This is a genomic window from Flavobacterium sp. GQ95, from assembly GCF_059758655.1.
This window is the reverse complement of record NZ_JCAXEB010000017.1, coordinates 1-13,953: the sequence shown is the minus strand read 5'-3', so window position 1 is coordinate 13,953 and position 13,953 is coordinate 1. Positions and strand designations below refer to the sequence as shown.

At 33.7% G+C, this 13,953-nt stretch carries 9 protein-coding genes; 3 read left to right on the top strand and 6 right to left on the bottom strand.

The window, feature by feature from the left end:
- The first annotated feature begins 18 nt into the window (after nt 1-18).
- Together AC6CH4_RS23475 and AC6CH4_RS23470 are read left to right on the top strand one after the other, a co-directional pair.
- Complete coding sequence (locus AC6CH4_RS23475) at nt 19-1,554, top strand: RagB/SusD family nutrient uptake outer membrane protein (RefSeq protein ID WP_498107323.1); 1,536 nt, start codon at nt 19-21, stop codon at nt 1,552-1,554.
- A gap of 229 nt (nt 1,555-1,783) precedes the next feature.
- Nucleotides 1,784-3,607 carry an alkaline phosphatase gene (locus tag AC6CH4_RS23470; protein WP_498107321.1) on the top strand — a complete coding sequence of 608 codons (1,824 nt, stop codon included), beginning with the start codon at nt 1,784-1,786 and terminating at the stop codon, nt 3,605-3,607.
- 197 nt (nt 3,608-3,804) lie between these two features.
- Here AC6CH4_RS23470 and AC6CH4_RS23465 read toward each other — a convergent pair whose 3' ends face one another.
- The 4 genes from AC6CH4_RS23465 to AC6CH4_RS23450 form a co-directional block, all read right to left on the bottom strand.
- Nucleotides 3,805-4,563 (bottom strand): GH12 family glycosyl hydrolase domain-containing protein, encoded by a 759-nt coding sequence (locus tag AC6CH4_RS23465; protein ID WP_498107319.1) that lies wholly within the window; start codon nt 4,561-4,563, stop codon nt 3,805-3,807.
- A 331-nt stretch (nt 4,564-4,894) separates the two neighbouring features.
- Nucleotides 4,895-5,377: a CAP domain-containing protein gene (locus tag AC6CH4_RS23460; RefSeq protein WP_498107317.1), complete on the bottom strand. Its 483-nt coding sequence runs from the start codon at nt 5,375-5,377 to the stop codon at nt 4,895-4,897.
- A gap of 509 nt (nt 5,378-5,886) precedes the next feature.
- Nucleotides 5,887-6,072: a hypothetical protein gene (locus AC6CH4_RS23455; protein WP_498107315.1), complete on the bottom strand. Its 186-nt coding sequence runs from the start codon at nt 6,070-6,072 to the stop codon at nt 5,887-5,889.
- A 141-nt stretch (nt 6,073-6,213) separates the two neighbouring features.
- Entirely contained in the window at nt 6,214-7,167 is a 954-nt protein-coding gene (locus AC6CH4_RS23450) for a hypothetical protein (RefSeq protein ID WP_498107313.1), read from the bottom strand.
- 316 nt (nt 7,168-7,483) lie between these two features.
- Between AC6CH4_RS23450 and AC6CH4_RS23445 the strand changes: the two genes are divergently transcribed.
- Nucleotides 7,484-7,675 (top strand): cold-shock protein, encoded by a 192-nt coding sequence (locus AC6CH4_RS23445; RefSeq protein ID WP_498107311.1) that lies wholly within the window; start codon nt 7,484-7,486, stop codon nt 7,673-7,675.
- Between the two features lie 359 nt (nt 7,676-8,034).
- On the opposite strand, the gene AC6CH4_RS23440 is transcribed toward AC6CH4_RS23445, so the two are convergent.
- Both AC6CH4_RS23440 and AC6CH4_RS23435 read right to left on the bottom strand, forming a co-directional pair.
- Nucleotides 8,035-11,400: a CheR family methyltransferase gene (locus tag AC6CH4_RS23440; protein ID WP_498107309.1), complete on the bottom strand. Its 3,366-nt coding sequence runs from the start codon at nt 11,398-11,400 to the stop codon at nt 8,035-8,037.
- Between the two features lie 69 nt (nt 11,401-11,469).
- Nucleotides 11,470-11,925: a response regulator gene (locus AC6CH4_RS23435; RefSeq protein ID WP_498107307.1), complete on the bottom strand. Its 456-nt coding sequence runs from the start codon at nt 11,923-11,925 to the stop codon at nt 11,470-11,472.
- Between the last annotated feature and the right edge of the window lie 2,028 nt (nt 11,926-13,953).

The following is a 13,953-nucleotide window of genomic DNA, read 5'->3' as shown; positions in this document are numbered from 1 at the left end:
AAATATAAAACAAATAAAATGAAAAATTTAAGTCTTTTATTATTGAGTTTTGTGCTTTTATTGGGCACTTCGGCTTGTGAAAGTGAACTTGACTTAGTGCCTCAGGGAGCGCCGTCAAGCGGAAATTTCTGGAAAACGCCGGCTGATGCAAAAGCAGGGGTAAATGCAATTTATGCCTTGTATTCTGATGATAATATGTACGGACGTGGTTTTTTCTGGCTAAATAATGCAAGTGACGATATAGGAACCAAACCAAGACAAAATGCAGAACGTATCAAGAATTTTATTGTTGATGGAGCGGAGTCTGATACTAAAGATATCTGGAGATTGCACTACGAAGTAATGAAACGTTGTAATGATGTGATTCGTAATATTCCGAAGATTTCGTTAGACGAAAAAACAAAAAATATGATGCTGGGCGAAGCATACTTCAATCATGCTGTAATGCATTTAGAATTAGCATATCACTATGGAGATGATCGCGCCGGAATTCCAATTCAGGACAGAGAAAATCCTTCAAATGTATATGTGCCTCGTGCAAAAAATGTGGCTGAAAACTACGCATACATCGCTGCCGATTTAGTTAAAGCTGCCGATTTATTGCCGTATTTTAATGAGCTTACGCCTGATAATTACGGACGTGCTCATAAAACAGCTGCCTGGGGATATTTAGTGCGTACGTATTTGTATGCAAAAGATTGGGACAATGCTATTAAATACGCCAATATGATTGTTAATAGCGGAAAACACAAGTTGTTGGATAATTTTGAAGATGTGTTTAAAATTAAAAACAACTGGTCTACAGAGTATATCTGGTCTGTAACTTCTAGCTCAGAAAACACAGGTTTGGGTTCTATTTTTCCTGGAGTTTGTCTGGAAGATAAAGGATGGGGAGTTTACAACGGCTGGGGCAATTTTTATCCTACGAAAGAATTGTTTGATACTTATGATCCGGCAGATAAAAGACGCAGCGCTACAATTTTGCAAAAAGGAGATAAGTTTATGTATTTTGGTGAATTAGTAACTTTTAACGAAGGAAAATATGTTGTAAGTTCCAGTAATAGAACAGGATATCAATTCAATAAATATATGGAGCCGTTTGGTTACCCAAAAACAACTTCGGGAGGAATTGATATTCGTTATGTAAATGCAAACGGTGACAAACCTTCAACAGCTTTGAATGTACCTCTTTTACGCTATGCCGATGTAATTTTGATGTTGGCAGAAGCCAAATTAATGAAAGGTTTAAGTGCTGACACCGAAATTAACATGATTCGTAATCGTGCTGGTTTACCAGGTATTTCGGGAGCGACATTAACAGATTTAAAAAGAGAAAGACGTTGCGAATTGGCAGGAGAATGGACAGATCGCCATTTTGATTTAGTACGTTGGGGCGATGCTCAGGCGACTTACGCAAAACCTTTGCACCATTATAACGGAAGTGTGATTTATCCTGCCCGTAATTTCAATCCTGCTATTCACAATGTTTGGCCAATACCACCAGATGAAATTGCAGTGAGCAAAGGAGCACTTACACAAAATAAAGGCTGGTAATTTGTAGTTTCAGTTTGTTTTGTTTTTTTTCGCTGCAAGCTTAGTTGTGGGCTTGCAGTTGTAAAAAAAGGGCAAATGACTTTATATAAAAAAACCAGCCTTTTTTAGAAAAGGCTGGTTTGTATTTAATAATGCAACCTTAATGCATTCATAAAAATAATGTAACCACAACAAGTTACTTTCGTTATAAAGTTACCTACGACTTTAGACATCTATAAATCAACTTTCAATGAAAAAAATAATAATCCTTTTTTGCCTCCATTTCTTCCTGTTTGCACAAGCGCAGGAATACAGTTCTGCCAATATTCATTCTCATAATGATTATGCGGGTAAACTCCCTTTTTATGAAGCTTATTCTAATGAATCCGGCGTTATCGAAGCCGATGTTTTTATAGTAAATAACGATTTGCCAGTTGCGCATAGTTCAAAAGAAATTGCGACTTACAACACGCTTAGAAGTTTGTATTTAGATCCTTTATCCAATAAACTAAAGAATTTAGGAGATAAAGCATATCCTGACAATAAACCTTTAATTTTAATGATAGATATTAAGTCAGAAGCGGATGCAACCCTGAAATTAATTGTTCAGCAATTAAAAACATATCCAGATCTTATTTCGAACAAAAATCTAAAAGTGGTTATTTCAGGAAACAGACCTTCTCCGGCAAACTGGAAGGATTATCCTGAATTTATTTATTTTGACGGAAGACTGAATGAAAATTATACTTCAGAGCAATTAGCTCGTGTCGAAATGATTAGTGAGGATTTAAAAGAAATTACGGTTTGGAATGGCAAAGGTGTAATGACACAAGCTGATTCTGAAAAAGTGCAAGCCATCATTAAAAAAGTTCATGATCAGAATAAAAAAATCAGATTCTGGGGAACTCAGGATAATGTAAATACGTGGATGACTTTGATGACTTTAAAAGTGGATTATATTGCTACGGACAATGTTCCGGCACTGACACAATTCATTAATAATATAAAAACAACTTTTTATCAAAACACGGAATTTCATCAGGCGTATGTACCTAAAAATGGATCTTCATTTTCTAAAAAGAAACCTAAAAATATAATATTGCTTATTGGTGATGGTATGGGATTAACTCAAATATATTCGGGTTATACAGCAAATAAAGGACAGCTGAGTTTATTTAATATTCCAACACAGGGATTGTCTATAACCAAATCTTCAGACAGTTATATTACAGATTCGGCTGCCGGTGCAACGGCAATGGCAACGGGACATAAAACCAATAATAGATTTATTAGTGTTGATGAAAACGGAAAACCATTGGAGTTAATTACACAACAACTGGCGAGGAAAAATTATAAAACGGCCATTATTTCAGCAGGAAATATTACTGATGCTACTCCGGCTGCTTTTTATGCCCATCAACCGGAGAGAAGTTATAGTGAACCGATAGCTCAGGATTTTTTGGCTAATCCGTCAGATATCCTGATTGGAGGAGGACCAAAGGAGTTTTATTCAAGAAAAGATGGTAAAGATTTATCTAAAATTTTAATTGAAAAAGGATATACTTTTTCGGATAAATTTAGCAGTCTTGACACGATCAAAAACGCTAAATTTATTGTTTTAGACGATGCTTCGGTAGTTTCTATGAAAGCAGGAAGAGGTGAATTTTTGGCTAAATCTTTGGCGAAAGCCACCAGTACTTTCGCAAAGTCTAAAAATCCGTTTTTTATAATGGCCGAAGGTGCACAAATCGATTATGGCGGACATCAAAATAATGTAGAATATGTGGTACGGGAAATGCTGGATTTTGATAAAGTAGTTGGACAGGCAATGGAGTTTGTAGACAAAAATCCGGAAACACTTTTAATTGTTACAGCCGATCATGAAACAGGCGGACTCTCCTTAATCGACGGAAATATAGAAAAAGGATATGTACACGGAAGTTTTAGTACAAACGATCATACGGCTGTTCCCGTTCCTGTTTTTGCTTATGGACCGGGAGCTCAGAATTTTATGGGTGTTTATCAAAACATAGAAATTTATACTAAAATAGTAGAAGTTCTTTTTGCAAAGTAATTATAGAGTTCTGTAGTATTTAGATATAAATTAAAAACCTCCAAAATCAAAATGATTTTGGAGGTTTTTTGATTCGTACTTTGTTCTGAAAAAACGAGTAGTTTCGACTAAAACAAAATAGAATTAAAAAGGTAATTCCACTAAAACCTCAATTTTGCTAAAGAGCTTTTGAGTCTGTTTTAATAATTTCGTATAAATTAATTGCTCGTTACAGAGTAGCTGTTACAGGTATAATTTACCCCAGCTCCATTTGTACCGTAACAAGATGAGATTTCAAACCCATATTGAATATCTCCAACAGTGATATTTCCAAACCACCCTTTGTTTTTTATCCAGTTATAAATTGCTTTTGCATCAATAGTTCCACTATTGGTTTTTGTTGTGCGTAAAAAGGAGTACACGTTATTAGAACCATTGTTTCCTCGAAATACGTTCCAGGTGTGACCACCAATACTTTGGTTTGTATATACCGGAACAGCAGCACCAGTTGATGAATAATTATAAGAAATTGGTTTTACATTCCCCGAACCATCTGAATTTCCTGTATAATTCAACCACAACATTATTTCATTAGCTTTATTACTATCCCAAAGATCATAGGCTGATACCCACGCACCTCCGCTAGGTGTAGTAGCATTAAAACTAGTACTAAGTGTATTGATGGTATTCAATACTTTACCTACATATTTGGATGAATTTGGGTATGATTTGATACCCGCTGTATTAGGATGGTTTGCCCAAAGCCCCCAATTACTATAGCTATTTGCCCATATAGATTGGCTTCCCGCGCCAGAACCCCATATGTTGTTGTAAACGGTATAACCACCATTTGACCAGCTGGCATATTGAGCTGACGATGACCATGCAGCTTTAACTTCTGAGTCATTATTTGTCTCAGTTGTTTCACAACTTATAAACACAAGACTTAATACTACAAATAAAATTGATTTTTTCATAAATTTCAGTTTAAGGTTAATTAAAATAGTTGCACTAATGTATTGATAATTACGTATTTAGTGCTATTGTTATTAAAAAACTCATGCATTTTTCAATTATAATCATAAAAAAATAATTATAACCTGTTAAAATGTAAAATTTATTTTTACTTATGGTTAAAATGACTATAATTAAAATGAAAAACTGAGAATATTATAATTTATAAAAAATAAAATGGACTTATTCTTAAATACAGTAAGAATAATTCTACGAATTGGATTATTTGTGGAGAAAAAAATTGTTTTTATTTCGTTATTAGAGTTAGATCGTGATTAGGTGAAGAAAAATAGTTTACTTTCCTAGATTCGCTACCCATATACTTCCAGATTTTCCGGCACCCATCTCAACATAAGTGATGCTCATAATAGCTTTACAATGGTCTTCACTATTTTTCCATCCTATTACAACTTCTGCAGGAGTATTATAATTACGGGCAATTACTTCGCCTACGTATGTACCGGTATAACCAAGAGCAAAAGTTCTTTGTATGGGACTTGTGCCTTCCGGAGATATGTGCGAAAAAAAATCTCGTACATTCATATCATGAGCATAATTGATCGCAGTTTGTGTTAATATCGAACTGCTCACCAATGGGGGTACAGGAGGCATATCATTGGCACCACATTTACAACCCGTCACTCTGAGTTTGTTTATTTCGATCAAAACAGAGTCTGTAACATTTGTATCAATAGGAGCAGGAGTATCATTGTCGTTATCGCACGAGATAAATAATAAGGTTGTCAAACTGATGTAAATAAAGTGCTTTAAAGTCATAGCAATCGATTATTAATTTAGACTGTAAAGATATTCGTTTTTTATTTTAAGACTTTTCAAAGTTTGGATTCCTGAATTTGGGATAATGGTTTACTCTCTATGTAGGCATTTGTATGGCTTTTGTAGGTTTGTCCATAAATCTTATCATTTTCTTAATTATTTGTCTGTTCAAAAAAATAGTTAATCTATGAGAAAAAGGCGAAAATTAAAATCGTAGTCAGAGAGAAAATTTTAAATCAAAAAACTCCAAATTTTAATTTAAAGCTTTTGATTTAAGCAGTAATACTAAAGCTAATAAACAGCTTAAATACGAACTAAACAATTCTTAAATAATTTTGAAACTACTACTTTACGAATGGAAATTTATTCTTTCCCAAGATTCATTTATAGATAATACAAGTTGTATAAACAGAAAAATCTACACTTAAGCAGATTTTTTTTATCGATTATTAAAAGCCATCCCTTCGGCAACTCTCAAGTAAAGGAAATTTTTTATTTGATATATATATTTAATTTAAAACAACTTCCGCATCTGACAAATCAGGCTGAGTCTCTTGCACTGGTTCATCCCAGTCTCCCCAATCTCCTTTATATGGAGTACGGTATATCACATCACAATTGTTTTCGCCATAAGCCAAAACCTGATACGGACATTTTTCAAATTTTCCGGTTATTTGATTGTTTGAGTTTTTCATGAAATGCTCTTTTTTTGAATTTATATCCAAGGTAAAATTATATAAAATGTTAAAGGGATTTGTTACATCAATATCAATATGTTTTTATCAAATTCTCATGTTTCTTCAATGGAAAAATTCTGTCATTTTAAAATTAAGTACTTAATTATCAATTTGAGTACTCGCGGCAATGAGTCGAAACAGAGGTTCATATTTTTTTATTTGAAATTCAAGATTTTTGTTAGCCTCAACTGGGCCAATACTTCCTTGAAGGCAAAATAATTTTCGCTTCTGGGTGAACATAAATTGCAACATTCGTATTTTCATTTTATTATCAGTTGAATTTAAGGTTTCCTCAACTTCAATCATCATCCCGGGTCTGCCGTCTATTGTCACAGTATCGGTACGAATAAGGTTAGACTCCGGAGGTATCATTTCTGAAATTGATTTTTTATCAAGAATGATGTGAGATTCTTCTGCAGGTAAATCGTAGACTACAATTAGTATTTTTTCATCGCCTTTTCCGCAATGACTGGTAAATTGTTGAATTGTTTCGGGCATTGTTGCTTCCTCAGCACACCAGCTTTTTGGGATTGGTACTTTTAAAATGGCCTCTTGTGCCTTTGGATGTCCTTCAGTGGTGAAAATTTTATGATGGCCGTCGGTAATTTCCTGATGTGGAGTATCATGGTAGGCGAACGACAAAATTTCTTTTAATAGCACTGTATGAGGTGAAAAACGTGATCGGTCCCTAATTTTTCTGAGAAAATCCAGCGCGTATTTTTCCTTTTCAATTGGATTTTTCAATTGGTCAATTAGGAGGGAATCGATACGATCCCGTAGAAAAGTTAACCCTGAATTGCCCAACTCATCTTCTAAAAAACGCTCGATATTTCGCTCAGCCCGCCCAAACAAAATTCCTGAGCTCTTTTCTACATCTGCAACATCAGATTTAAGCGCGGGGAATTGCAAGGCAATCATTTTAAGTGCAGCACTTTGACCTTTTAAGAAAGCGTATGTTTCAATAGCAAGTTTGACTTTTGGTGTATGATGTTGTACTTGCGGATAGCATAGTATAGGAACTGTGCAATATATGAGAAATACAAGTTTTTTCATTGTTTCAATATGGATAATTTAGAGATTTTCATAAGTTTCATTAAAAATAATATTATAGTACTGATATATTGCCAGAGCAAATAATGGCCTGACTTTCATAATGATTTGCTGCAGAGTGTTCAATAATTTTGAAATTATGAAGGGTGAGATAATATTTTTAAAAATATTTCAAATTTGGTATATTGCCCGATTAGTTATTTATATAATTTTTACACGTTATTACATAATTTCCATTTATGTATAATTATCTTATTTCTTTTACAGTTTGTACGTGCCTGAATACCTTATATTTATACTTCATAAATAATATATCAATATGCAAGAAGGTACAGTTAAATTCTATAATGAAGAGAAAGGTTTTGGATTTATAACACCAAAAAATGGAGGGAGTGAAGTTTTTGTCCATGCTTCAGGTCTGTCAGAAACTATTCGTGAGAACGATGAAGTACGTTATGACGTAACAGAAGGCAAAAAAGGCCCTAACGCAGTAAACGTAGTTGTGGCTTAATTTACAAGAAGGGATAAAAAAAGCATCTGCTCAAGGCAGATCCTTTTTTTATCCTTTATTCTTAATGTAAAAACACAAGAACAAAAAGCAATACTTTACAGAATCTCCTTTCTGAATCAAAAATTGATGTTTCTTGAACTTTTTTACACTGAAATGTTGATAGACAAACGCAAATTCATCATCTGTCAAGGCTGTAATTTGTTCTATATGGGCTCGAAGTTTTTCCTGCATATCAAAAGCCATTATTTAAACAAATTTCTTCATGGCTGGGGCAAATTTATAAAATTTTCGTTTTCTCTGTCAGCTAGAATACTTATCAGGTGAGATTTTCATACCCATCAGATAAGAATTGAAATAAACTAGATAGGAAGTATAATATGAAATGCTGCTCCTACATTTTCTTCTGCTTTTGAAAAAATTAGTCCTTTATGATTTTCCACAATTTTCTTGCCAATCGAGAGCCCTATACCTGTACCGTTATAAACTTCATTACTATGCAGCCTTTGAAAAATGGTAAAAATTTTATTTTCATACAGTTTATCGAAACCAATACCATTATCCTTAATTATTATTTCGCAGTATTCTAAATTTTGATCCAGCACAGGATATTTTTTAATTTGTGTTTTCGAAATTTTGTGCGAACTGATTTCTATTTTAGAAACTGAGCCGTCGTTTTTGCAAAACTTAAGTGCATTACTGATGAGATTGTAAAAGAGCTGGTTCATTTGCAATGAAACAGCATTAATAACCGGTAATTTTCCTAGTTTTATCTGGACATTACGCTCTTCTATCATTAATTCAAAATCAACGAGAATATTTTTGATAACCACATTTAGGTCACTTGCTGCAAATTGACTGTCAAGATTATTAAGAGACGAATAGGCAAGCAAATCTCGAATGAGGGTATTCATTCTGGTGGAGGATTTACTTATTTTCTCCAATAACACGAGTGCTTCCTTTGAAATATTTTCATCCATTTCCAGCAATCTGCTGATAAACATCAGGATTTTGCGCAATGGTTCCTGTAAATCATGACTTGCCACATAAGCATATTCCTGTAACTGAACATTTGCATGATAAAGATCTTTGATAGTGTTTTCCAGCTCTGTGTTAGAGGTTAATAAATCAGAGGTACGTTCCTGAACATTGGCTTCAAATCCGTCAGAAAGAATTTTTAATCTATTTTCAATAATCCTTCTTTCAGTAATATCTTCAATAGCCAGTAAAATTAATTGTTCCTTACTGGTTTCACTGGTAACCTGTCTGGCATTAAGCAACATAATGCTTTCGCCATAAGGCAAAAGGTTAACCGAGATCTGGTAATCCTCCAGCTGTGTTTTTTCCGGAAGTACTTTTTCAAGCATGGCCCGCATGGGAATATTGTCAAAAAGGTGATTCTGTATTTCGTAAATTAGCTTTCCTGTGGCTTCCTCTTTGGCAATATTATATTTTTTTGAGAACGCCCTGTTGATGTTTTTTATCCTTAAATTGGTATCAAGCACAACAATAGGCTCACGAAGAGTAGCTACAATAGCCTCGGTATAATTTTTTGAAATATTAATTTGCTGCTGTTTGTTTAAAAGCTCCTGATTAATTTGCAAAAGTTCTTCGTTGCTGGATTGTAATTCTTCTTTTGAGGTTTCAAGTTCCTCATTCAAGCTTTGCAATTCTTCACTTCCGCTCAGAAGTTCTTCATTGGCACTCTGTAGTTCCTCATTAGAGGCTTCCTGCTCGTCGCTTATGGCATTTACATCGTCGTGTATTTTGGCCAGTTCTTTCTCAAGTTGTGCAATCCTTCGTAAATTGGGATGTTCGCGGATTTCTTCTGCAGAAAATTCGTTGGAAGGCAAATCCTCTTTTATGATAATGCTTTTATAAAACAAAACTAAAAAATAAGGTTCAGAGGTATCTTCCAAAAGTTGAATTTCAATGGTGATTTCGCTGATTGTTCCCTTATTTTTAAGCTGAATGCCTTCTTTTTTTATAAGAGTTCCTTTTTCTTTGGCTTTATGAAAGGTATTTCGGAGTTCAAAAGCCAATCCTTCACGCGCCATTTTAAGTAAATTGAAAGTAGGTTTTCCTGTCGAAAACCCGATAAAGTCGGCTATAGAACCATTAATATGAACAATATCCATTTGGTCATTTACAATTACGCTGGCCGGGGTATATTTTGAAAGCAATAGTGTTTCAGCACTTTTCCTGAAATCTTCCTTTATGATTTCTTTTCTCACTATCGGGGTTTTTGAATTTTTTAATTTATCATTGCTTCCCATACTGGAATGTACAAATCTGCCTGAAACCTGTTTTCGGGTATAAATTTTTCCGGCTTTGTCAAATGGCTGGAAAAGCTCCGCTGCAGGTACGGCGGTTTCTGATTTCCCTAAAAGTAAAAATCCATTTTCTTTTAGAGCGTAATGAAAAGTTGCAAGTGATTTTTTCTGCAAAATAGAATCCATATAGATAAATACATTTCTACAGGTAATGAGATCCATTTTTGCAAAAGGAGGATCGGTCAAAAAATTATGAACGGCAAAAATGCACAGATCTCTAATTTGTCTTTTAATTTTATAACCATTTGTATGGGATGTAAAATATTTGGTCAGAATGGTTTCAGATATATTTCGCATTTGAGATTTTCTGTAAAACCCGATTCTGGCTTTGGCAATAGCCACTTCTGAGATATCGGATGCAAAAATCTGAATTTCTTTTCCCTCCAGGTTTTCGCCTAAATATTCATGAAGCGCAATAGCCAGCGTATAGGCTTCTTCACCAGTAGAACAGCCTGCAATCCAGATGCGTATTGAATTTCCTTCAGTTACTCTTCCTGTCAGTAAGGGAAAAACTTTTTCTCTCATGATCTGAAATATTTTAGTATCCCTAAAAAATTCCGTTACCGGTATCAATAAATCATTGAACAAATCCTCAGGGGCCAGTTTATTGCCCTGAAGTACTTTTAAGTAATCCCTTAAAGTCAAAATTTTGTTCAAAGCCATTCTTCTTGCAATGCGTCGGCGTATAGTGGTTTGTTTATAATAGGTAAAATCTACTCCGCTGTGATGGCGCAGAATTTTGATAATTTCCTGAAATACATCCTCATTGTTCGGATCGTTTTCGTTGCTGAATAAATCTCTGCCTTTTGAAAGGTCAATTAATTTCTGTACAATTTGTCCTGGTGATAATACATAATCGACAACCCCGGCATTGATTGCATTTTGCGGCATTTCGTTGTTTGAAGCTTCAGTATTTTGTGCAAAAGTAATACCGCCATGTTTTTTGATAGCTTTAAGTCCCAGTGTACCATCCGATCCATTTCCGGAAAGCAAAACGCCATAAGCCAAATCAAGGTGCACCTGGGCCAGCGAATTAAAAAAAACATCTATCGCCTGATTTTTTGTGTCTTTCTGGCGTGCACTTAACTTTAGGACCCCATCAAAAGAGGTAAGCATTTTATTCTCTGGAATGACATAAATATTGTTGGGTGCCAAATGAATATCGTCTGTGATTTCATTTATGGGAATTTTGGCCACACGCGAAAGAAGTTCAGTCAGCATACTATCATGCAGCGGATGCAAATGCTGTACAATAACATAGGCCATCTCAGAATCATAAGGAATTGCCTCAATAAACTGTCTAAAAGCTTCCAACCCACCTGCAGAAGCACCGATACCAATGACGGGGAAATCCTGTCGGGTGGGCTTTGGCAAATTGTTTTTCTGGGTATGCATGATTTTAATTTTTAAATAGTACGTAACATGAATCGATGCATAATCGAAAAGGGTATCATCCTTTGAATATTAAATTGTAAGCACAAAAGATTCAATTTTAGCATCTTGAGAGTTTTCTTTCCAGTCAGTTTCAATCACTTTTAGGATTATTTTTTTTAAATCGCCAAAGGAAATCGGTTTTACAATATACACATTGGCTCCCAGTCCAAAAGTATTTCTCACCTCATCGATTGTTGTGGAAGTGGAATAAATGGCAATTATTGGAATATTTTTAAATCTGTCGTCTTCTCTGATTTTTTGTAAGGTTTCCAAACCGGATAATATGGGCATGTTAAGATCTAAAAAAATGATATCCGGGATATCAGTATTTTTATCTCCTAGACGTGCGAGAAGCTCCAGACCATTTTCACAAAATTCAACCGGATAATTAAGATGAAGATCCGCTATAGCCTGAGCAAAAAATTCCCTGTCATCTTCATCATCATCAGTAAATAAAATTCTTATATTCTCTTTAGTTTTCATCATTTGAAGCATTTATACCAAATGTAGTCTTTATTAAAATGGCAGGGATAAATACAATTGGTTTACTTATGATTTATTACTGGAATATCCCTTTATTTAGTTGTTTATTGGAAATAATCGGCTATATCATTGACAATTTTGCTCATATATAAATGATTTATTATTTAACAACATAACTGATTTAACAGTCTTTGTACTACTTTTTTTGTTTAATACCTAAGTAACATAGGGCGTGATCATATCATTTTAATGCCTACTTTTATGTAAATAAGCTAATCCATATAGATTATGACGGCGCAGTTAAACAATTTATCAGGGCAGGTAATTGTCATCAGTACCTCTGCCGGCGGTATGACGGCACTAAAAAGTAAAGTTTATCCTTAAAAGAAACACTGTGCCACGATTCTTCCACTAAATTTCAACTGGTAAAATATTTTAGAATACCGCCTTAACTTCTTGTGGCAAAAAAGGTATTCACTCCAAAAATGTTTTGGTACATTTTGTTCAGAAGTTGTGTATACTTAACTTTAATAATGATATTCATTAAAATGATTATCTAATCTTTGAAATAGAATTCTTTAGATTTTTTAGTAATTCTATCATTTAATAAGTTATTTTCACAGAATAGTAATAAGACTGCTTGTTATTTTACCACAAAACTCAAATGTACTAATATTTAGAGAATTTACTTTGGTTTACAGAGTATTATGAATTTGAATTAAGGTCAGAAAACCTATATAAAGAGTTAAGGTTCTTAACAAAAAAATCCAGACTTAGAAGCTTTTGTATTTTTCTATTACTTTAATCATATCTTCTTTTACATTAATGTCTAAGATTTTTGCATAATGCTGGGTCTGCAAAATATTAGTGTGCCCTATCATGGAAGAGACATTTTCTATCCTAACTCCATTGCCTAAAGTAACCGTTGTGGCAAATGTATGTCTGGCCGTATACCCAGGTAAGATTTTTTATTGATTCTGCACATAACTTCGATTTCCTTATGATATTTGTTCATTTTTTGATTCGATATGCGCGGTATAAGACCGGTCTGTCTATCTTTTATTTATCAATTATTTCTTGTACTGGAGGAAGAATGGGAACATTCGAATTGATAGAAGTTTTGGCTCTGGCAGTTTTAATCCATAAATCGTTATTATTGTCAGAAGTAAGATTATCACCTGTCAGAGATAGAGCATCAATAGGTGCGTATCCTGTATAACAGCAGAAAATAAAATACCGGCTTAAGTTTTTGTGGCAAAAAAAGTATCCCTTTTAATTATTTAACTTATTGTAAATGAGTTGTATAATTCTTTTTTTTTAAACAAAATTAAGCAAAAAACATAATTTACTGAATAAATTATCACCGGAGAAAGAGGCTCTGCAAAACCTTATTTTAATCCCAATGGTATCGTGCTTTCAAGACTATTCCAAGAACAGAGTAGCCAAAGTATACTAAATAATATAAAGACCTTACGTATTTTCGACAGCTCTGTTCCTGCTTGATTTTGTTTCTTACAAAATGGAAAAAAATAAAAGATTTGGTTTTGCAAGACTATTACTTCTGCAAATTGCAACAAATGGGATAGCTTTTTGATACAAATGAGTACCTTGAAGTAATGAAGTTTTTATTGAGGTTTGTACATGCAATTTAATGGAATGATTAAATACAAAAAAAAGTGTTTTTTTTATATTTAATCTATTAAAAATGAATTAAAGTAATCATCATTTTAATAGAAGTTTTTATAGGGTTAAATAAGTCTATCCTTCTCTATAAACTAATTTTTTGTAAATACTATTAAGGTTGGTTTCAAAATAAAATAAGTGTTGATTTGAAATTCCCCAATTTACATTGAAGAAGACAACTTTTAAATTGATGGTTAAATTTAAGTTTAGTTTGCTTTAAGCCAGGGAGTGTAAGTCTCCCTGGTTTATTTATTTTTTAACAACAAAACAATGATACAAAAAACAATAATTACAATTTTGGTTTTTTCTGCAGTTTCTGCATTTAGCCAAAGCAATAAAAATGCTTAT